Annotated in this window: 18 protein-coding genes and 1 riboswitch; of the genes, 15 read left to right on the top strand and 3 right to left on the bottom strand. The window is 57.5% G+C overall.

What is annotated here, in order from left to right; all coding sequences use genetic code 11:
* Positions 1 to 41: 41 nt before the first annotated feature.
* The 7 genes from CPPEL_RS07605 to CPPEL_RS07575 all read left to right on the top strand — a co-directional run bounded on the left by CPPEL_RS07605 (position 42) and on the right by CPPEL_RS07575 (position 9,901).
* Positions 42 to 1,187: a resuscitation-promoting factor gene (locus CPPEL_RS07605; protein WP_123960552.1), complete on the top strand. Its 1,146-nt coding sequence runs from the start codon at positions 42 to 44 to the stop codon at positions 1,185 to 1,187.
* 67 nt (positions 1,188 to 1,254) lie between these two features.
* On the top strand, positions 1,255 to 2,133 hold the full coding sequence (rsmA, locus tag CPPEL_RS07600) for a 16S rRNA (adenine(1518)-N(6)/adenine(1519)-N(6))-dimethyltransferase RsmA (protein ID WP_123960551.1): 879 nt from the start codon (positions 1,255 to 1,257) through the stop codon (positions 2,131 to 2,133).
* Complete coding sequence (locus CPPEL_RS07595; RefSeq protein ID WP_123960550.1) at positions 2,123 to 3,034, top strand: 4-(cytidine 5'-diphospho)-2-C-methyl-D-erythritol kinase; 912 nt, start codon at positions 2,123 to 2,125, stop codon at positions 3,032 to 3,034. The genes rsmA and CPPEL_RS07595 overlap by 11 nt, the downstream gene beginning before the upstream one ends.
* A complete protein-coding gene (locus CPPEL_RS07590; protein WP_123960549.1) occupies positions 3,022 to 4,830 on the top strand; it encodes an ABC-F family ATP-binding cassette domain-containing protein in 1,809 nt (602 codons plus the stop codon). Before CPPEL_RS07595 ends, CPPEL_RS07590 begins: the two co-directional genes overlap by 13 nt.
* On the top strand, positions 4,827 to 6,638 hold the full coding sequence (locus tag CPPEL_RS07585; protein WP_245990418.1) for an alpha/beta hydrolase: 1,812 nt from the start codon (positions 4,827 to 4,829) through the stop codon (positions 6,636 to 6,638). Before CPPEL_RS07590 ends, CPPEL_RS07585 begins: the two co-directional genes overlap by 4 nt.
* A 180-nt stretch (positions 6,639 to 6,818) precedes the next feature.
* Positions 6,819 to 8,195 (top strand): PepSY-associated TM helix domain-containing protein, encoded by a 1,377-nt coding sequence (locus CPPEL_RS07580; RefSeq protein WP_123960548.1) that lies wholly within the window; start codon positions 6,819 to 6,821, stop codon positions 8,193 to 8,195.
* Between the two features lie 89 nt (positions 8,196 to 8,284).
* Complete coding sequence (locus tag CPPEL_RS07575; RefSeq protein ID WP_123960547.1) at positions 8,285 to 9,901, top strand: FMN-binding glutamate synthase family protein; 1,617 nt, start codon at positions 8,285 to 8,287, stop codon at positions 9,899 to 9,901.
* Here CPPEL_RS07575 and CPPEL_RS07570 read toward each other — a convergent pair.
* Positions 9,855 to 11,183, bottom strand: a complete 1,329-nt coding sequence (locus CPPEL_RS07570) for a hypothetical protein (protein WP_123960546.1) — start codon at positions 11,181 to 11,183, stop codon at positions 9,855 to 9,857. The two genes, CPPEL_RS07575 and CPPEL_RS07570, sit on opposite strands and share 47 nt — an antisense overlap.
* An 82-nt stretch (positions 11,184 to 11,265) precedes the next feature.
* On the opposite strand from CPPEL_RS07570, the gene CPPEL_RS07565 reads away from it, so the two are divergent.
* The 3 genes from CPPEL_RS07565 to CPPEL_RS07555 all read left to right on the top strand — a co-directional run bounded on the left by CPPEL_RS07565 (position 11,266) and on the right by CPPEL_RS07555 (position 13,659).
* The gene (locus CPPEL_RS07565) at positions 11,266 to 11,589 is read left to right on the top strand and encodes a putative quinol monooxygenase (RefSeq protein ID WP_123960545.1); all 324 of its coding nucleotides are present in this window, start codon (positions 11,266 to 11,268) and stop codon (positions 11,587 to 11,589) included.
* Positions 11,590 to 11,715: 126 nt separating this feature from the next.
* Positions 11,716 to 12,573 carry a polyphosphate kinase 2 gene (ppk2, locus tag CPPEL_RS07560; RefSeq protein ID WP_123960544.1) on the top strand — a complete coding sequence of 286 codons (858 nt, stop codon included), beginning with the start codon at positions 11,716 to 11,718 and terminating at the stop codon, positions 12,571 to 12,573.
* Positions 12,574 to 12,618: 45 nt separating this feature from the next.
* Positions 12,619 to 13,659 (top strand): enoyl-CoA hydratase/isomerase family protein, encoded by a 1,041-nt coding sequence (locus tag CPPEL_RS07555; RefSeq protein ID WP_123960543.1) that lies wholly within the window; start codon positions 12,619 to 12,621, stop codon positions 13,657 to 13,659.
* Here CPPEL_RS07555 and CPPEL_RS07550 read toward each other — a convergent pair.
* Entirely contained in the window at positions 13,648 to 14,457 is an 810-nt protein-coding gene (locus CPPEL_RS07550; protein ID WP_123960542.1) for an HAD family hydrolase, read from the bottom strand. The genes CPPEL_RS07555 and CPPEL_RS07550 overlap by 12 nt on opposite strands.
* Positions 14,458 to 14,503: 46 nt before the next feature.
* Positions 14,504 to 15,691 (bottom strand): DUF6882 domain-containing protein, encoded by a 1,188-nt coding sequence (locus tag CPPEL_RS07545; RefSeq protein ID WP_123960541.1) that lies wholly within the window; start codon positions 15,689 to 15,691, stop codon positions 14,504 to 14,506.
* Positions 15,692 to 15,797: 106 nt separating this feature from the next.
* Here CPPEL_RS07545 and CPPEL_RS07540 point away from each other — a divergent pair, with 106 nt between their 5' ends.
* The 5 genes from CPPEL_RS07540 to CPPEL_RS07520 all read left to right on the top strand — a co-directional run bounded on the left by CPPEL_RS07540 (position 15,798) and on the right by CPPEL_RS07520 (position 19,385).
* Positions 15,798 to 16,571, top strand: a complete 774-nt coding sequence (locus CPPEL_RS07540) for a DUF4184 family protein (protein WP_164470397.1) — start codon at positions 15,798 to 15,800, stop codon at positions 16,569 to 16,571.
* 3 nt (positions 16,572 to 16,574) lie between these two features.
* Positions 16,575 to 16,782: riboswitch (cobalamin riboswitch) on the top strand.
* 57 nt (positions 16,783 to 16,839) lie between these two features.
* Positions 16,840 to 17,538, top strand: a complete 699-nt coding sequence (locus tag CPPEL_RS07535; protein WP_123960539.1) for an energy-coupling factor ABC transporter permease — start codon at positions 16,840 to 16,842, stop codon at positions 17,536 to 17,538.
* Positions 17,539 to 17,874, top strand: a complete 336-nt coding sequence (locus CPPEL_RS07530) for an energy-coupling factor ABC transporter substrate-binding protein (RefSeq protein ID WP_123960538.1) — start codon at positions 17,539 to 17,541, stop codon at positions 17,872 to 17,874. It begins immediately after the preceding gene.
* Complete coding sequence (gene cbiQ / locus CPPEL_RS07525; RefSeq protein ID WP_123960537.1) at positions 17,875 to 18,606, top strand: cobalt ECF transporter T component CbiQ; 732 nt, start codon at positions 17,875 to 17,877, stop codon at positions 18,604 to 18,606.
* The gene (locus CPPEL_RS07520) at positions 18,603 to 19,385 is read left to right on the top strand and encodes an energy-coupling factor ABC transporter ATP-binding protein (RefSeq protein ID WP_245990416.1); all 783 of its coding nucleotides are present in this window, start codon (positions 18,603 to 18,605) and stop codon (positions 19,383 to 19,385) included. The genes cbiQ and CPPEL_RS07520 overlap by 4 nt, the downstream gene beginning before the upstream one ends.
* Positions 19,386 to 19,389 lie beyond the last annotated feature (4 nt).

Here is a 19,389-nt window from a genome sequence, read left to right as displayed (position 1 = left end):
TTGCGTTCTCAACTCCTACACCCGGCGGGAAGCTAAGAATCTTGGGTACCAACCAGAAATCACGTTTGAACAACAACACTCGATCCATGCCAATGCGCCTTGTTACAGGTGGCGTGGTTGCCTCGCTGGCAGTTGGTGGCGTGGCCATTGCGCAGCAGAAAAAGGACGTTGTTGTTGATCTCAACGGCGAAGAGCTCAACATGGTCACCTTGCGTGGCGATGTCCAAGGCGTGCTCGACCAAGCCAAGGTTGAACTCGGTGATGAAGACCTCGTAGCCCCCGGCTTGGATCAGCCAATTGGTGATGGCGACGTGGTGAAGGTTCGCACCATGAAGCAGGTTGCCGTGGTGGTTGATGGGCAAGAACGCTCCATTAACACCACCGCCGCCACCGTTGGCGAGATGCTCGAGCAGATGGGCACCGTGGGTGCACCGCTCGAAGCACTGGAAGTATCCGAATCTGCAGATGCCAAGCTTTCGAGCGATGGCGAAACAGTCGATGTTGTTACCCCAAAGCTGGTCAAGCTCAACGACGGCGCCAAGACCACCTATGTGCGTATTGCTGCAGCCACCGTTGGTGATGTGCTCTCGCAGCGCGGCATCAAGCTTGGCAAGAATGATCGCCTTTCTCCTTCCAAAGACACCAAGGTCACTGAAGATACCGAGATCACCATTGATCGGGTAGATATTCAGCGCCACACCGTCGAAGAATCCTTCAATGTGCAGCCCGTGATCGTTGAAGATCCAGACAGCTTTGAAGGCGAGGAGCGCGAGGTAGAAGCTGCCGTGCCAGGTAAGCGCAAGGTCACCTACAAGGTGGTGAGCGTGAATGGCAAAGAGCAGGAAAAGACCCCAGAAAAGCAAGAAGAGCTCGTTCCTGCACGCCCTGCCACGATCGCTCGCGGCACCAAGCAGCAGGCCTCGGCGCCTGCTGTGGCCAATGGTGGCGTGTGGGATCAGATCGCCCAATGTGAATCCGGCGGCAACTGGGCCATCGATACCGGCAACGGCTACTCCGGTGGCCTGCAATTTGCCGATTCCACATGGGCAGCACACGGCGGCACCGAGTACGCTCCGCGAGCATCGCAGGCCACCCGTGAACAGCAGATCGCCGTGGCAGAGCGCGTCCAGGCCTCCCAGGGCTGGGGTGCTTGGCCAGCTTGTACCGCACAACTTGGTATTCGCTAGCCAGGTTGTGGGATAAACCGGGAGCAGTATTTCCCGCACTGCTCATCCGGCGGTAGATTTGATCTTCATGGATCCCTCCCACGCACATCTGTTAGGCCCGGCCGAGATTCGTGAGCTGGCGTCACGCATCCACGTCACGCCTACTAAGAAGCTCGGCCAGAACTTCGTGCACGACCCCAATACCGTGCGCATGATTCTTGCTGCCGCAGAACTTCGCCCAGAAGATCATGTGGTGGAGGTAGGTCCTGGACTCGGTTCGCTTACCCTCGGGCTGCTCGAAACCGTCCAGCAAGTTACTGCCGTAGAGATTGATCCGCGCCTGGCAGAACTCCTGCCCGATACCGTGGCAAAGCGTGCGCCTGGTTTGCAGGAGCGCCTGAGCTTGATCCACAAAGACGCGCTCACGATCCGCGCCGAAGATATCCAGGCACCAACAGCACTGGTAGCTAACTTGCCCTATAACGTCTCCGTGCCAGTTCTGCTGCACATGCTCAAGCTTTTCCCCAGCATCCGCCGGGTATTGGTGATGGTGCAATCGGAGGTTGCTGATCGCCTCGCGGCCGAACCCGGCAGCAAGATTTACGGCGTGCCAAGTGTGAAGGCCGGTTTCTATGGCGAGGTACGCCGCGCCGGGTCGATTGGCAAAAACGTGTTTTGGCCCGCACCGAAAATTGAATCAGGGCTCGTGCGCATCGATTGCTTTGATCAGCCCGATGCTCCCTGGCCACGCGATGCCCAGCTTAGAAGCACACTTTTTTCGCTCGTCGATGCCGCTTTTGCCCAAAGGCGCAAAACCCTTCGCTCGGCACTCAAAGGGCACTTTGGCTCCGCTGCCCTGGCAGAAGAAGCCCTGCGCAGCGCAGGGATCGACCCTGCAGCCAGGGGTGAAACACTGGCAACGGCCGACTATGTGCGGCTTGCCCAGGAGGTAAGCGATGAGCAATAGCATCCGCGCTCGAGCGCATGCCAAAGTCAATCTGCACCTGGGAGTAGGCCCGCTGAGAAACGACGGCTATCACGACCTTGTGAGCGTCTTTCAGTCCCTTTCGCTTTCGAGCATCGTAGAGATCACTCCCGCCGGCACCCCTTCTGCATCTTTGGTGGCAGGGCTTCGCGCCGATGCGCCGGGCGTGCCTGAAGATGCCTCCAATTTGGCCTGGAAGGCAGCAGAAGCCCTGGCACAGCGCTCAGGTGAAACCCTCGAGCCGATCACCATTGCACTGCACAAGGGTATTCCCGTTGCAGGTGGCATGGCAGGTGGTTCTGCCGATGCCGCAGCCACGCTCAAAGCACTCAATGCCACTTTGCAGCGTCCGCTAAGCCAAAACGTGCTGCTTGACATTGCAGCAGAACTTGGTTCCGATGTGCCCTTTACGCTCCTAGGAGAAACAAGGGTTGGCACCGGTAGGGGAGAAGCGCTCGCGCCGTTGCTCTCGCGGGGCGAATATCACTGGGCTTTGGCCTTTGCCAAGCAGGGGCTTTCAACACCGGAGGTCTTTGCCAAGCTCGACACCATGGATCGCGAACCCCACTTGAGCTATGAAGCCGTGGCGCAGGCGCTGCTCAAAGCAGACGCCAACGCCCTTGCTGCCGCGCTGCATAATGATCTCCAAGCTGCGGCGCTTTCGCTTCGCCCCGAGCTGCGCAAGGTCATTGCCATGGGTGAGCGCGCCGGGGCGCTTCGAGGCATCGTCTCTGGTTCTGGGCCTACCTGCGCATTCTTGTGTGCCGATGCTGATGCTGCCCAAGAGGTTGCCGCCGAACTCGGCGTGTATTATCGCACCGCTACCGCCACAGGCCCCGCACCAGGGGCAACCGTACTTGAAGGGTCTACATGGTCAATCTGATCAACTTAGAAAACGTATCGAAGTCTTTTGGGCTAAAAACGCTTTTAGATCATGTAAGCCTCGGTGTGCAATCAGGCGACCGCATTGGCGTAGTGGGCTTAAATGGTGGCGGCAAAACCACCCTGCTGGAGGTGCTCGCCGGCATTGAGCCCCCAGATAGTGGCAGGGTGAGCCACAATTCTTCTTTGCGCATGGCGGTGGTAACCCAACGCGCAGAACTCAACCCCGAGCACACGGTGGGTGAAGTGGTGCTAGCTCCCCTTGGGCTTGCCACCTATGAGTGGGCTTCGAATGCCAAGGTCCGCGAGGTGCTCAGCGGCATCGGGGTGGATGCACTTGGCCTTGATACCAAGGTGGGAGCGCTTTCTGGTGGTGAGCGCCGCAGGGTCAATCTTGCCGCGGCTTTGGTGCAAGAACTGGACTTGGTCATCCTCGACGAGCCCACAAACCACCTGGATGTCGAAGGCGTGGAGTGGCTCGCCCAGCACCTCCTCCAGCGCAATATCGCCGTGGTGGTGGTCACGCACGATCGTTGGTTCTTAGATACCGTGGCCACGCTGACCTGGGAGGTCCACGACGGTGCGGTGGATATTTATGAAGGCGGCTATAACGATTGGACCTTCGCGCGTGCTGAGCGAGCCCGCCAGGCCGATGCGGCAGAACAGCGCCGCCAAAATCTAGCCAGAAAAGAACTCGCCTGGTTACGCCGTGGTGCACCGGCGCGTACCTCCAAGCCGCGCTATCGCATCGAAGCCGCCGAGGCATTGATCAAGGATGTCCCCGCACCACGCAATAGCGTGGAACTGATGGCCTTTGCCAAGCAGCGCCAAGGCAAGGTGGTGGTTGAATTAGAAGACGCCACCATCACCACCCCAGATGGAAGGGTGCTGGTAGAAGACCTCACCTGGAGGCTTGCGCCGGGGGAAAGAATTGGTCTGGTTGGTGTCAATGGTTCGGGTAAAACCACACTCCTGCGTGCGCTCGCCGGTGCCCACCCCCTAGCCAAGGGGAAAAGGATTGAGGGCAAAACGGTGCGCCTTGGCTGGCTGCGCCAGGAGCTCGATGATCTAGATCCGAACCAGCGCCTTCTCGATGCCGTAGAAGATGTGGCTCGCTATGTCCAGCTTGGTAAAAAAGAGCTCAGCGCTAGCCAATTGGCCGAGCGCCTTGGTTTTTCCGCCAAGCGCCAGCGCACCCCGGTTGGGGATCTTTCCGGTGGTGAGCGGCGTCGTTTGCAGTTGACTCGCGTGCTGATGAGCGAGCCCAATCTTTTGCTTCTCGACGAACCAACGAACGACCTCGATATCGACACCCTCCAGGAATTGGAATCGCTGCTTGATTCCTGGGCGGGCACCTTGGTGGTGATCTCACACGATCGCTATCTGATTGAGCGCATCGCCGATTCCACCTGGGCGCTATTTGGCGATGGCAAGCTCAGCAATCTGCCCGGTGGAATTGAGTCGTATTTGCAACGTCGAAAAGCTCTTGCCCAAACCCCCTCCAAACAGCCTAGCGAGGCTAGCGCCAGCGAACCTGAAAGCCAGGCGCCTGCCATATCCAATAAGCAATACCGTGAGCTGAACAAAAAACTCAGCGCCGCGATGCGCAAAGTGGAGCGTTTAGAAGCAGAAATCGACGCCGTGGAGGCGAAGATGGCAGCGCTTGCACAAGACGTATCAGCCCTCGATACCGAGCAGCTTGCAGCATTGGCTGAACAAAAACAGGCGCTAGAGGCCGAAAGGGAAGAGCACACGATGATCTGGCTGGAGGCAGCAGAAGCACTGGAGCAGGCGTGAGCGAATCCACCACGCCAACGCCTAAGGCAAAACAGGCAGGGAAGTCAGGCCAACACCCGGCGCGAAGAGCCAGCAACCGCGCACAGGTATTTTGGGATCGCCTGCACCCCGATACCGTGGGGCTGCTCGTTGGCACCATGTTCTTCGCCCTTGCGCTTACACCTTCACTTTTGCCGCGCGATGCGCTCTACCAGGGTGTGGTGTGTGGGCTTTGTGCCGCAACCGGCTACCTCATCGGCGTGTTTGCCCGCTGGAATTGGAATGCCTGGATCCAAGAATTTCTCCTGCCGGTGTGGAAGAAGCGCCGGCTACGTCTTGGTAGTACCTGGCGGCGTCGCATCGAGGGTGCGCTGTTGATTGCTGCGCTGGCGTGGCTTGCTGGCATGGTGCTGTTTTCGGTGCGGTGGCAACGCCAAGTAGCCCAGTACACCGATGCCCGTGAGCTTTCTACTGCAGAATACTTCCTGGTGTTTCCCATCGGCATTGGCTTGTGGCTGCTGCTTGGCCTGGTTGGCAGGGGCATCAACATCGCCACCGATTTCCTTATCGAGCACGGCCCGAAGCGCCTGGATGTTGGTGTGCGCACGGTGAGTGCTTGGATCGGTGTGGGCATTGTGGGGCTGGTGATTTTTAACCAGGTGGTGCCCGGCACGATCGTGAGCATGGGTGAGGCGGTATTTGCTCCCCGTAATAGCCAGATCCGAGAAGATCTTGTGCAGCCGAATAATCCGGAACGCTCCGGCAGCCCGGATTCGATCAATGATTGGGAAGGCCTTGGCGCCTTCGGCACCCGCTTTGTAGGCCTTGGCCTGCACAAGGAGGAGCTTTCGGCTCTCAGCGGGCGGCCCTCGAAGGAGCCGATTCGTGTGTATTCGGGTTTGGAGCACGGCCAAGATGATGCTGAGCGTGCCCAGCGGGTAGTAGAGGAACTCAAAAGAACCCACGCTGAGGACCGGAAGGTGGTGATGGTTGCCACCACCACGGGCACTGGCTGGGTAAATCCCACCGCCGCTCAGGCACTGGAATTGCTTTACGACGGCGACACTGCCATCGCCGCGGCACAGTATTCATACCTGCCATCTGGCGTGCAATTTATTGCCAATACCGACGTGGTACGCGAGGCTGGCCAAACGCTGATCTCTGCGGTGCAGGAGTGGTGGAATGAACTGGATCCAGAATCCCGACCAAAACTGCTCATCTACGGTGAATCCCTCGGCGTGGTTGCTGGCGAAGGTGCTTTCTCCGGGCTGCAAGGCCTCGCCCAAGCAGCCGACGGGGTGTTATGGGTAGGTCCGCCACATTCGAGTACTTTGTGGCGCAATTTTGTCAGCCGCCGCGATCCTGGCACCTATGAGGCCGATCCCGAATATGCCGCGGGCATGGTGGTACGTTTTGCAGGCACCAGGCAAGAGGTACAAGAAAACCTAGGTCCGCAGCCTTTATGGCAATCCACCCGTGTGCTGTATTTCCAGCACGCTACCGATCCTGTGGTGTGGTGGTCGCCTTCAACGCTGTTGAAGGAACCCGACTGGCTCAAAGAGCCAGCGCAATTCGATCGCTCCCCGGCGATGCGCTGGTATCCCTTTATTACCTTCTTCCAATTAAGCCTCGATCTTCCGGTGGCTGCCAATGTGCCCAATGGGCATGGCCACAATTACGGCACCGCGGTGATGGATGGGCTCGCGGCGATTTCCAACGAGGATCGTTTTGATCGTGACTTTGTGGAGCAGCAGCGCCCCTTGCTTGAACAAGCCATGCAAGACCAAGGCCCGGAAAAAGAAATTGGTGTGGATAACACCAAGAATTAAATACGAATGTCATTTCCTCGGGAACTTTCCTTTAAGGCATAACGACTACTTCTCCGAACGCGTTCTTCACCCTCATCCCTTCTCGGCGTGAGCTACACCAAGGCATCGATAGCGAGCTTGTGCTTTTGGCTATTGCCGCGTGGCCCACGCCGAGCCGAATTTGTTGGAGAACTTCCCACCATGACTCTCTCGCTCAACAACGAGCCGTGTGAGCAGCGAAAAAACACCAATCTGCGTGCCATTGTGCTCAGAATGCACACCGTGGCCGGCATCCTTATTGCACCACTGATCTTCGTGGCTGCTGTGAGCGGGCTGGGCTACGCACTATGCCCAACGATCGAGCAATGGGTCTACCACGATCAGATCAACACCACGGTGCCGCAGCAGGCACAGCGCCTTGATGTGCAGCAACAAGTCCAGGCCGCGGTGGCCGCCGCTGAAGATGGCAGCCTTGCCGGATTGCAATCAGATCAAGCGCAATTAGCTGGGGTGCAGTTATATGAAGAGCCAGACAAAAACACCCGCGTTCTTTTTTCCGACCCGAACTTAAAAGAAGGTGTGTACCACGCGGTGTTTGTAGATCCCTACACCGCAGAGATCAAAGGGCAATTAGAGCAATACGGTAAATCCTCGGCCCTACCACTTACCCAGTGGATGTCCTTTGGGCACAAAGACCTCTGGTTGGGAACCCCTGGGCGGATCTACTCAGAACTCGCGGCGAGCTGGCTCGGCTTCTTTGCCTTCAGCGGCGTGGCGCTGTGGTGGCAGCTCCAGGCAAAAGGAAGCTCAAGGCTTCAAGGCATGTTCAGGTGGCCAAAAGCCAAAAGGTCGGGCACCAGGCTGCAGTATCTGCGCCAGCACGGCGTGGTGGGCACGGCCTTAGTGGCAGGTTTGCTCTTTCTTTGCGTAACCGGGCTTACCTGGTCGCTGGTGGCAGGGGCCAATATTGCCAAGGTGCGCAATGAATTTGGCTGGGCTCCGCCGCGCACCGACGCCTCGATGGCACAGAGCATCACGATTGATGATCCTGTGGCAGATATCGACACCGTTGCCAGCACTGCCACTGAGAACTTGAGACTCCCGCTCAGGCTCATGCTGCCAGCACAAGCAGGGCAGGGGTGGGTGGCCACCGAATCGCGCCAGCCCTATCGCATGAGCACTGATGCTTTAAGCATCGATAGCGAGGGCGAGGTGCTTTCCTGGAATCGCTTCGATTCTTGGCCTTTAGAGGCCAAGGCCACGGTGTGGCTGATCCAGTTGCACATGGGCACGCTATTCGGCCTGCCAAACCAATTGGCACTTGTAGCCTTGGCGCTCGGCATCATCTTCCTTGTTGTTCGCGGCTATCAAATCTGGGCGCGGCGAGGCTTTGGCAATGCTCCTCGGGTGCGTTCGCTTCGCCCCCTGGCCAGTAAGCAAGGTGCGGCCTTCTTGCTGGCACTGGGCATCTATAGCCTTGTTGCGCCGCTATTTGGCATTTCTCTAGTGGTGCTTTTTGCCTTGGATTGGGGGTTATCAAAGGTGGGAGAAGCTATAAAACTTGAAGAGGAAAACTAAAAATCTGGGTATCCTCGGTGGTGTCAGCTCGCGCTCCGAGTTCGTCTTGAGGGCGGGAGGAAGATCGTGAGTAGAAAAGAGCACTCGAGATGGCCGGAGTATTCAAAAAGACAGCCGGGACAGTCGCCGGAGCCTTCGGGGCTATTGCTGCCTGGGATCTAAGCCAGCGTAAACACGCCATTAAGCGAAATTTCCCCATCATTGGTAACGCCCGCTACCTGCTGGAGTCGATTCGCCCAGAAATCCAGCAGTACTTCGTGGAGTCGAATACCGATGGCCGCCCCTTCGATCGTGTGACGCGCTCGATGATCTACGAGCGCGCCAAGGGCATCCACTCCGTTACCGCCTTTGGTACGGAACTCGATATCCAAGCCCTTGGATATGATCACCTGCTGCACACCGTCTCTCCGGTGCCGGTGATGAAAGAAGCACCGAAAATCCATATCGGTGGCCCTGATTGCACCCAGCCCTTTGATACTTCCTTGCTCAATATCTCCTCGATGAGCTTCGGTGCGCTTTCTTCACGCGCCGTGCTCGCCATGAATAAGGGCGCAGCCAAAGGCGGCTTTATTCAAGAAACCGGTGAGGGTGGGCTGACAAAGTACCACCTGGAATACGGTGCACCTTTGATCTGGGAACTCGGCTCAGGCTTTTTCGGTGCCCGCACCAAAGATGGCCGCTTTGACCCAGAGCAGTTTCAAAAGAAGGCCGCCAATGAAAACGTCAAAGGCATCTTGATCAAGCTTTCCCAGGGTGCCAAGCCTGGCATGGGTGGGCAGTTGCCAGGAGAAAAGGTCACCGAGGAAATCGCAGAGGCTCGTGGCGTTGAGCCCGGAAAGACTGTTATTTCACCGGCAGCCAACCCTGAATTCTCCACTCCGCGCGAGCTCATGGAATTTATTGCCAAGGTGCGAGATCTCGCCGGCGGCAAGCCAGTGGGCTTCAAGCTGTGCGTGGGTTCGCGCGTGGAATTTCTTGCCATGTGCAAGGCAATGCTGGAAACGGGCATTACCCCGGACTTCATCCACGTCGATGGATCAGAAGGCGGCACCGGTGCTGCACCCGGAGAATACGCCGATCACATGGGCACACCACTTTCTGAAGGCCTGATCGTGGTGCAAAACGCCCTGGTTGGCTGCGGTTTGCGCGATAAGATCGCCATCGGTGCTGCCGGCAAGGTGGCCGCTGGTAATGACATTATTAAGCGCCTGGCACTTGGTGCCGATTATTGCAATGCTGCTCGCCCCATGATGATGGCCGTGGGTTGTATCCAGGCGCAGAAGTGCCAGACCAATCGTTGCCCCACCGGTGTGGCTACCCAAAACAAGTGGCTCGCGCACGGTATCGATATCGACGATAAGGGCGAGCGCGTCTACCAGTACCAAAAGGCAACGGTGGAATCTGCCATGCACCTTCTGGCCAGCATGGGTCTGGACGATTTCGATGCCCTTGGCCCACGCCATGTTGTGCGACGCGTTGATGAATACCACCTGGTTACCTACGCCGATATTGCCGAGTGGCTCGAGCCCAATGCGCTGCTTGAGGGCACAGCCTCGGACTCCTGGGCGAAGGATTTTGAAACGGCCAACGCTGATCGTTTCCAGGAGCCTGCCGCAGCCCATATCCGCTCAGGCGCATCGCGCAAGGCCGCGAAGGAATTTAGTGCTCAGGTGCGTGAGAGTAAGAATCAAAACGACGGCGAGTAAGAAGTAAGCGGCCCACAAGGGCAAAGGCCAGGATCATGAGCAGGGCCACAATGCGATAGATTGTGGCCACCTGTTCGCTAATGCCTGCATGCCACACATAGGCGCTTACGGCGGCACCTGGTCGTTGCATCAATCCTGCAGAACCTAATGCCAGCAGCCCAAGGCTGATCCATTGCTGGCCCACAGCACCGATGGCCTCGCAACGAGCCAGCACCAAGCGACGTTCGCTGCGGGGAATGGTCTGATCCTCTCTGAGCCCTTTGAGCACTGTTAGGCGAAGCATCTGCGCGCCTAAAGAGGTGAGCAATACCCCAGGCAGCATCCACCAACCGGGCATACCAAGGGCAAGCAGGAAAAGCCCTACAAAGGTGATGGAAGTTCGCACTCGCACAGCCGGACTGCGTGCAAGCCGTGGTGCCAGCACCATGCCAAGGATGTAGCAGCTAATGGCGGCGATAAAAAGACGGGCATTGTTCATGGCAATGCACGCCAGTGCCGGATAAAACCAGGCAAAGTTGCGAATCCCAGCAGCCATGATCGCCTGGCGCAGTGCTAGGGGCATGCTTCTGGGTTTGAGCTTTCTTTCAAGCACAACGAGCAGCAACAAGGCTAAAAGCGAGCCGATGAGCACCCACACCATCGATGTTTGGCGGCTGAAGCGAACGCCTAAGGCAAACAGCACCATGGCTGCCGTGCTCAAGGCATATAGCGCGCTGCTATCTCGGTGCTGCCAATCAATACCTGGTGTGAGTTCAATACGTGCCACTGCCAGCAGAGCACAGCCCATCACGGCGGCCAATAACGCCCATGCGATAGCAGGGTGGGTGGCACGAAGGAGCAATAACACCACTGCCAGGGCGAGCAATATCAGATAGTGCCACTGTTGCTGTGGGGCAGACTCCTCGCTGATCGTGGCCATCAGCGGGCTAAACAGCCCTAACGCGGCGCCGATGATGATCGCGCATAGATCCCAGCTCAGCCCTGCTGAAGGTTGGGCAATAGTGGCAATCACCATGCCGAGCGTGCCCAAAAGCCCTAGGCATAAAGCAATCCTGGCCCCGGCCACAGGGTTGTGGATGAGTTGGAAGGCTCGTTGGGCAAAAGGGGCGGTGTAACTGGCGGTGCCGAATAACACCAGCGGCAAGAGGTAGTGCACGCTGCCTGGGTGGGCAAAGGCATAGGGGGCAAAGATCAGGCCCGGCAGAATAAAAGCGCCATTGCCAAGCGCCCGGGCAATCAGCATCAGGAGCTGGGGGCGCGCAGGTGCAACTTCGGTGCTCATATTCTGGCATTATTCCAGGATCTGCCTGGTTCTTTGTGTTCATTGTGGGCAAGTCGCGCACTTCTGATCTAGCATGGCGGGCATGATTTTGATCAACGCACGCCATACCGTTAAACCCGAGTACGTCGATAGCTTTATGGAGAAGGTGGCTGAGTTCACCGAGGCCACCCGCGCAGAAGAGGGCAACCTCTTTTTCGTTTGGCACCAATCTGTTGAACAGCCAAATGTGTTCATGCTCGTGGAGGCATTCAAAGACGATGCCGCCGAGGCTCACGTGAATTCGGATCACTTTAAAAAGATGCAAGAAGAGATGCCCCAGTATCTCGTAGAAACCCCCGATGTGATCAACACCTTGATCGAGGGCAAGACCGAGTGGGACAAGCTCAATGAGTTCGCAGTGAAGTAACTGCCATACCTAGCAGCAGACCCTCGCCCCCGCATTGGGGTGGGGGTCTGCTGTTGCTTCGCATTCTTTTTATCGCCTTGAGGGATGCCCGCAATGTATCGCTGTGGTGCGCGGTACATTGGGTATATGGCAAAAAAGGATTCCAAGAAGTCGAATAGCACGACGGAAGATCAGCACGTCAAACCCAAAAAGCTGAATAAGAAGGCCTATGAGAAAGAGCTCAAGCGCCTCCAGGCCGAATTGGTTGATATGCAGCAATGGGTGGTAGAAACTGGCGCCCGCGTGGTGATCATCATGGAAGGCCGCGATGCTGCCGGTAAGGGATCTGCCATTAAGCGCATCACCCAGTACCTCAACCCTCGTACCTGCCGCATTGAGGCCTTGCCTGCGCCGAACTCCCGCGAACAGGGGCAGTGGTATTTCCAGCGCTATGTGGAAAAGCTGCCTACTGCCGGTGAGATCGTGATCTTCGACCGCTCCTGGTACAACCGCGCTGGTGTTGAGCGCGTGATGGGCTTTTGCACCTCCAAGGAATATCGCCGCTTCTTGCACCAGGCGCCGATCTTTGAGCGCCTCTTGGTAGAAGACGGCATCATGTTGCGCAAGTACTGGTTCTCTGTGTCCGATGAGGAGCAGATTGCCCGCTTCGAGTCGCGCAGGAATGATCCGCTGCGTCGCTGGAAGCTCTCGCCGATGGATCTGCAGTCGATTACTCGCTGGGAGGATTACTCGCGAGCAAAAGACGAGATGTTCGTGCACACCGATATTCCCACTGCGCCCTGGTACACCGTGGAAAGTGAAGATAAGAAGCGTTCGAGGATCAATGTGATTTCTCATCTGCTTTCCACCATTCCTTATGAGAAGATCGACCGTCCTCTTCCGGAAATTCCTGAGCGCCCCGAGGGCAATAACTATGAGCGCCCGCCGCGTGAGGATTTCCGCTACGTTCCCGATGTGGCGGCAAAGCTCGAACGCGAAGATTAATCGTGATCTGCTGCACAAATCTGCGTGTTGTGCGACACTATTGGCATGAGTGAAGCACTAGTCCTAAGCAATATTCGCAACAACACCGGCCATCTCCAGCTCAATCGCCCCAAGGCATTGAACTCCTTGAACCAAGCGATGGTCGATATCGTCAGCGATGCACTGCAGCAGTGGGAACACGATGATGCCGTGCAGCAGGTACTGATCACCTCCACCTCCCAAAAGGGTTTTTGTGCTGGAGGTGATGTGCGCGCCATCCATGATCTGGATGCGGCAGGCAAGTACGAACAAGGCGATGAGTATTTCGCCCACGAGTACCGGATGAATAACCACCTGGCTACGTACTCCAAGCCGATTATTTCTCTAATCGATGGCGTGTGCATGGGTGGCGGCATTGGCATTAGTGCCCACGGCTCGCACCGCGTGGTAAGCGAGCGCGCCTTTGCCTCGATGCCGGAGATGCTCATCGGTTTTGTGCCAGATGTTGGCAGCACGAAGATGTTAAGCTCCATGATCGGCCAAAAGGGCTATGCATCTGCTGCTTTGGCAAAGTTCTTGTGCATCACCGCGTGGAGGATGAGCCCCGCCGATATGTTCTGGGCTGGTTTTGCCACCCACTTCGTGCCTTCGGCTGAGCTCGAAGCTTTTAGCGATATGCTCCAGGCCGAGGGCATTGATGCAGCTCTTGAGCAATACGCAAGCCAACCGGAGCAGGAATCCGAGCTCGCCCGGTACGAGGATTCCATCCAGGCGGTCTTTGATCAGCCGCATTGGAGCGATATTGAGGCCGCGCTGCAGCAGCACGAGGATGAAGCCTTCGTGCGGATGGTGCGCAAGCACCTTCAAGGCACCTGCCCCACGTCGGTGGTAGCGGCCATTGAGCTCATCGATGCATCGGCGCGCGCGAAGGATGTGCGCGAGGCTCTAGACAATGAGCTGATCATGGGCAATGCGCTGCGCCGCACCCCGAACTTCCAGGAAGGCGTTCGTGCGGTGTTGATTGATAAAACCAAAGACGCCCACTTTGTGCCCGATAGCTATGAGCAGGTCGATGCCGCTGAGTATCGGGCGCTGCTAGGCTCCTAGCTTTTCGACGACCCCACGAAGCACCTCCACCACGCCCTCATCGGCATTGCTGGGCGCCAGGGCATCGGCAATCGCTTTGATCTGGGGGTGCGCATTCTCCATGGCAAAGGCCATGCCTGCGCTTTGGAGCAATTCGGTGTCGTTGAGGTAATCGCCAAAAGCGATGGTGTCTTCCATGGCTACCCCCAGCGCTTGGGCCAAGGCCTCAAGCGCTTTTCCTTTATTGGCAGCAGGGTTCATGATGTCTACCCAGTGGGCACCAGAGACCACCACGTTCAGTTCTGGGGCTGCGGCTTCAAGGGCAGGGGCTGCGATGCTTTCAGCATCCCCGAAGCTGTACACGGCGAGCTTGACCACCTGATCATCTACATAGGCATGAAGATCATCAACGATATCCATCCTGGCGTAGTAGGGCTGGCACTGCGCCAAGAATGGCTCATCGCGGCGGGTGACGAAGGCACCGTCAGCTCGGCATAGCACCAAGCCCCAGTCGATGTGATCTGCCTGCGACTCCACGGCCTCGATCACCGCGTGGGCCTGGGAGGCTTCGATGGTGCACAAGGAGACGATCTCGCCTTCGTGGTAGACCACGGTGCCATTTTCTGCGATCACGCTCATGGGAAAACCAGCGGGTTCGAACTGCTCAAGCAGGGTATATAACTGCCTGCCGCTCGCCGGGGCAAACACCGCGCCTAAAGAGTGCAGTTGTTTGAGCACAGGCCAAAAACCCTGGGGGATTTGGCGCTGGTTGTTTAGCAGCGTGCCGTCCATGTCGCTGGCGATCACCAAAGAAGTCATAGCACCAGCTTGAACCACGGCAGGCCGTGGCAGCAACTTTGTTTTGCTAGGCGCCCATCTTAAAGGCGTCGTGTACTGCGACGATGCGATCTGCCTCAAAGGAAATCAGCACGCGGCCATCCTCGCATTCCAGCTCGGCGGTGTGCTGATCGGTGGCAAGCAGGCGCGCGCCACGCTTGGAGGCATAAAACTCCAAGGACCTTCTGGCATCTAGGGCATCGGGGATCGGTGCTTGCAAGGTGGCCATCGCTGCTGCCTTGCTCAGTGGAGGCAGCGGTGATGCGGGTTGGTTGAAAAACAATAGCCCCATGGTGTCGGCGTCGAGCTGGCAAAATGCATGCGTCCAGCTATTGAGCACCGGCTTTGCTGCATTTTCCAAAAAGAGCTGCTCTGCCTCGTGCACATCCCAGCTCGGCTTGAGCAAGGCCGAGAGGTGTTGATCGATGGCAAATTGCTGCAGCGCTTTTCCGGGTGCGTGGTCGAAACTCCAGCGGAACTTCCCGGCGCGGATGGTGGCAATGAGCATGGCGTTGCCATAGGGCGTTTCCCCACGGGCTGCGTTGTATTCCACGACGGCAGGAAGGCCTTGGCCTTCGTAGAACAATTGGTGCTCGGTGGAGTAGTAGAAGGCGTCGGAGAGGACGTCGACAAGCTGCATGCTCGAAGCGATCTGGCCGGTGCCAAGATCAACCTGTACCCGCTGCTGCTCATCTTCTACAACGATGGCGCCGTCTCGTTGCTCAAAGCCTAAGGAATGCTCGGCGGCAAAGGCCATCATCGCCCGCGGCAGATCCCGGGGGTTTTCCACGGCACCGAGGCCTAGCGTTAATGCGGTATCCAAGGGCAGCTCGGGCAGCGCATCGCTGATGATCACCAGATCAAAGGAGCCATCTTCTAAGGGCACGAAATACCCTGGCCCATTGCCATTGAGGGTGCGCGCGGCGCGAAGGAGTGCATCGCTGCCTTCTTGAGTTCCGCGAAGCTCTGGAATATCAAAGGCATACTCCTGGCGCCATTGCCACTGCTTGCCATGGATATGGGCTGCGCTCACGCCGAAGAGCACGGTTTGGGATCGCTCCGAGCGAAACTTCACCTGGTAGCCGCCTGGCACGGGGTTGAAACTGATATCGAGCAGGGGATCGCAGGCCTGTGCTAGGGCATAGCTGCTCGCGGCTTGGGCGATTGATCCATCCACCAAAATCTCATCCAACGAGGTAGGCGCAGGCAGTTCCACTGAAGGCTCCTTTTTTATCAACAGTTAAGGCAACACCATGCCCAATGCATGCGCGTTCTAGCGTAGTCGTGGCAACAATGCGTGGGTATGCACTATTGTTTCGACGGTGCCATACACCCTTGCTCATCCCATCGCAGTCGCAGCCTTGAAGCGGCCTTGCTTGCAACAAAGCAAGCTACGGCTGGTGACCTCGGCGATGGTCATAGGTGCACTGGTGCCAGACGCGGTGATGTTTATTAATCCCTTCTACCGCATGCCCTGGAATTATGGCGATGCCCACAGCTTTCTCGGGGTCTGGTTGATCAATATCCCCCTTGGCATGGTGTTGTGGCTGTGCTGGGAATTCGTCATAGCCCCCGGTTATCGCACCTGCGCGCCGAAGTGGTTGGCGCTGCGCTTACCTGATCATAGGCCCACCACACTGAAGAAAGTGGCCTGGGCTATCCCCTCGGTACTGGTGGGTATTTGCACCCACTTGCTTTGGGATTCTTTTACCCATGCAGGCTATCCACTCACCAGCCCCGGCGGGCCGCTCGATCACACCATTGGCAAGCTCTCGCTGTTTCGCGTGCTGCAGCATGGATCCTCGGTGCTTGGGCTGGGCGGTGTGCTGCTGTGGATACTCCTGCTGCTGCGTTATCCGAAGCGCCGCAGCGCCTCGTCCCACTGGCGCCTCTGGCCCTGGCTGCTGCCTGTGATCACAGGCGTGATGGCACCGGTGTATCTAATCATGCAGCAAAATTTTGCACACCCGAAAGTGTTAAAACTCGCCCTGCTTAATATCGTCACCGGGTCGGTCAGTGGGGTGCTGGTGTGCGCTTTCTTCTGTGCACTGCTGCTCCTTGGCATCAAAGGTGCTCGCCGGGTGCTGCGTCGCTGATAGGCTTGTATGCAGTGCCAAAGCGATCGGGAATGTCGGTGAAAATCCGACAGCGGACCCCGCCACTGTAACTACAACAACACACCGGTTTTGCAGTCACTGTCCCTTAATAGCCCTCTGGGCGTTAAAAAAAGGGGTGGGAAGGCTGTGAGAACACAAAGCAATCAAGGTGCGTAGAAGCCAGGAGACCGGCTTTGGTGCTAGTAACTTTTATTCGTTCGCGCCTGCGGGGATTCGGGTGCACAAGCAAAAGGAAGCGTCACGCTTTATGCATATCGCAGAAGGCTTTTTGCCTGTGAGCCATTGTGTGGCCTGGGGTGCAGCTTCGGCACCCTTTGTGCTCTATGGCGCTAAGGCAGTAAAAACCCAACTCAAAGAACAACCCGGCACCGGCATGTTGCTTGGTGCCGCAGGTGCATTCACCTTCGTGCTCAGCGCACTCAAAATGCCCTCCTTTACCGGTTCCTCCTCGCACCCCACCGGCACAGGCCTTGGTGCGGTGCTCTTTAAACCGCCGGTCATGGCCTTGCTTGGATCCATTGTCTTGTTATTCCAAGCCCTCCTTCTAGCCCACGGCGGTATCACCACCTTGGGGGCGAATATCTTCTCTATGGCCATCGTGGGACCGTGGATCGGCTACGGTGCCTGGAAGCTATGCCGTGGCTGGGGAGTTTCGGCAGAAGTAGGCGTATTCTTCGCAGCGCTGTTTGCTGATCTTTCCACCTACGTTGTCACCGCCACCCAGCTTGCTGCAGCTCACCACGATGCTGGCTTTTTCAACGCCTGGATCACCTTCTTAAGCCTCTACGCCCCAACGCAATTGCCCATCGCCGGTGCAGAGGCCATTGTCACGGTGCTGATCTTCCGTGCACTGAGCACCATTGCCCGAAACGACATGCTGCGTTTGGGTGTGCTGGACAATGATCAAGCAAGCAAGAACAATGCAACGCCCCAGGAGGTGGCATAAATGAAAAAGATCCCAACCTGGGCCTTGCTCATTCTGGCGTTTATGCTGGTCTCTGCCCCCATGCTGATTAATACCGGCGCCGATGTTGAAGAACCCTTCGCCGGCACGGACTCCACCGCCGAGACCCTGGTGGAAGAAACCAACCCCGGCTACGAAGCCTGGTTTAGCCCCCTGGTAGGCGAGCTGCCTGGTGAAGTGGAATCAGGCCTTTTTGCCTTCCAAGCCGCCATGGGTGCTGGCCTGCTGGGCTATGTATTTGGCTCGTATCGCGAACGCAGTCGTCGCGAAGCTAAGCTGCGCCACCCTGGTAGTAGCAACTCGAGCCAAAGCGCCTAGGTGAATCCGCTCGAACGCGCCGCCGCTTCAAGCCCATGGGCTACACGCCACGTTGGTGAAAAGGCGGCGCTGCTGCTTGGCCTGGTTTTGGTGTGCGTGATCCTCACACCCGGCTGGGTATCGATCCTCATCGCAGCCACCCTGGTGTGGGTGATCTGGGTGGCCAAGGTTCCGCTGAAGATCCTCGGCGGACTCATGGCACCGCCGCTGGTGTTCATTTTTGTCAGCGTGATCCCCATGATCGTGGCTATCTCACCCCAGGGACTGATTTGGGTGCCAGATGGGCCGCACACGGCAGCGATGCTGATCATCCGATCGGCCCTCGCAACGTGTGCCACCATCGTGTTTTCTTTAACCACACCCATGCCGGAGATTTTTCAGTGGCTGCGCCAGATCAAAGTACCTGCCTATTTGGTGCATGTGATCGCCTTGACCTACACCATGACCGCCACGTTGTTAATGACTGCCAAAACGATGTGGGACGCCCAGGCCATGCGACTTGGCCACAGTAATAGGCGGCGCTGGATGCGCTCGCTCGGTGCCCAAGCAGCCAGCCTTTTTGTGCACGCCTTTGAAAGGGGCAGGCGCCTTGAAGCCGGGCTGGAACTTCGCGCCGACCCAAGTGCCATGGACGTATTGGTAGAAACCAGGCCGCTAAATAGGGTGTTTTTGGCCCTGAGCTTTATCTGGCTTGCGCTGTTATGCGTCCTCGGAGTGATTGGAGCAAGATGAACCCAATGCTAAGTGCTTCATCGGTGTCGTTTCACCGTGAGCAACGCCAAATCCTTCAAGAGGTAAGCCTCGAGATCCACCCAGGGGAGCGCGTGGGGCTGCTTGGTGCCAATGGCGTGGGCAAATCAACGCTCATGCGCATCCTCGCAGGGGCGTGGAAGCCGAGTGCCGGCACGGTGCTTGTCGACGCCTCCGAGGTCACTTACGACCGTAAAGGAAGGGATCGAGTCCGTAGCCGAGTACAAATGGTGCTCCAAGAACCCGACGATCAAATCTTTGCCACCTCGGTGGCAGCAGACGTCTCCTATGGCCCGATCAACCTCGGCTTATCCGAAGCCGTGGTGCGCGAGCGTGTGGATGAAGCGCTCGAGGCCACCGGGATTAGCCATTTGCGTGAGCAGGTCCCGCATCAGCTTTCTTTTGGCCAGCGCAAACGCGTGGCCTTGGCTGGTGCCTTGGCCATGCACCCAGGGGTGTTGCTCTTAGATGAGCCCACCGCTGGCCTTGATCCTTCCGGCACCCGCCAGCTTCTTGAGGTGCTTGAACGTCGATCGGCCTCTGGCACAGCACTGCTATTTTCAACCCACGACGTCAATGTTGCAGCTCTGTTGGCACAAAGGTTGATTGTGCTGGTCAAAGGCAAGGCCTATCAGGGGGATATCAGCATGCTCAAAGATGAAGCCTTTGTGCAGGCTGCCGGTTTGGAGTTGCCCTGGGCGCCGCTGGTTAGCGATGTACTAGGCCGCAACATCGAAACACCCCGGGATCTTTTGCACTAGCAGG

This window comes from Corynebacterium pseudopelargi, from assembly GCF_003814005.1.
Classification (GTDB): domain Bacteria; phylum Actinomycetota; class Actinomycetes; order Mycobacteriales; family Mycobacteriaceae; genus Corynebacterium; species Corynebacterium pseudopelargi.
Note: the sequence above shows the minus strand (reverse complement) of the source record. Positions and strands in the feature narration are given on the sequence as shown.

Bases quoted from the DNA above. Each gene is read 5' to 3' on its own strand.
- rsmA (WP_123960551.1), top strand. From the start codon at position 1,255: ATGGATCCCTCCCACGCACATCTGTTAGGCCCGGCCGAGATTCGTGAG.
- CPPEL_RS07535 (WP_123960539.1), top strand. From the start codon at position 16,840: ATGCATATCGCAGAAGGCTTTTTGCCTGTGAGCCATTGTGTGGCCTGG.
- CPPEL_RS07550 (WP_123960542.1), bottom strand. From the start codon at position 14,457: ATGACTTCTTTGGTGATCGCCAGCGACATGGACGGCACGCTGCTAAAC.
- CPPEL_RS07565 (WP_123960545.1), top strand. From the start codon at position 11,266: ATGATTTTGATCAACGCACGCCATACCGTTAAACCCGAGTACGTCGAT.
- CPPEL_RS07580 (WP_123960548.1), top strand. From the start codon at position 6,819: ATGACTCTCTCGCTCAACAACGAGCCGTGTGAGCAGCGAAAAAACACC.
- CPPEL_RS07555 (WP_123960543.1), top strand. From the start codon at position 12,619: ATGAGTGAAGCACTAGTCCTAAGCAATATTCGCAACAACACCGGCCAT.
- CPPEL_RS07575 (WP_123960547.1), top strand. From the start codon at position 8,285: ATGGCCGGAGTATTCAAAAAGACAGCCGGGACAGTCGCCGGAGCCTTC.
- ppk2 (WP_123960544.1), top strand. From the start codon at position 11,716: ATGGCAAAAAAGGATTCCAAGAAGTCGAATAGCACGACGGAAGATCAG.
- CPPEL_RS07595 (WP_123960550.1), top strand. From the start codon at position 2,123: ATGAGCAATAGCATCCGCGCTCGAGCGCATGCCAAAGTCAATCTGCAC.
- CPPEL_RS07570 (WP_123960546.1), bottom strand. From the start codon at position 11,183: ATGAGCACCGAAGTTGCACCTGCGCGCCCCCAGCTCCTGATGCTGATT.
- CPPEL_RS07530 (WP_123960538.1), top strand. From the start codon at position 17,539: ATGAAAAAGATCCCAACCTGGGCCTTGCTCATTCTGGCGTTTATGCTG.
- CPPEL_RS07520 (WP_245990416.1), top strand. From the start codon at position 18,603: ATGAACCCAATGCTAAGTGCTTCATCGGTGTCGTTTCACCGTGAGCAA.
- CPPEL_RS07590 (WP_123960549.1), top strand. From the start codon at position 3,022: ATGGTCAATCTGATCAACTTAGAAAACGTATCGAAGTCTTTTGGGCTA.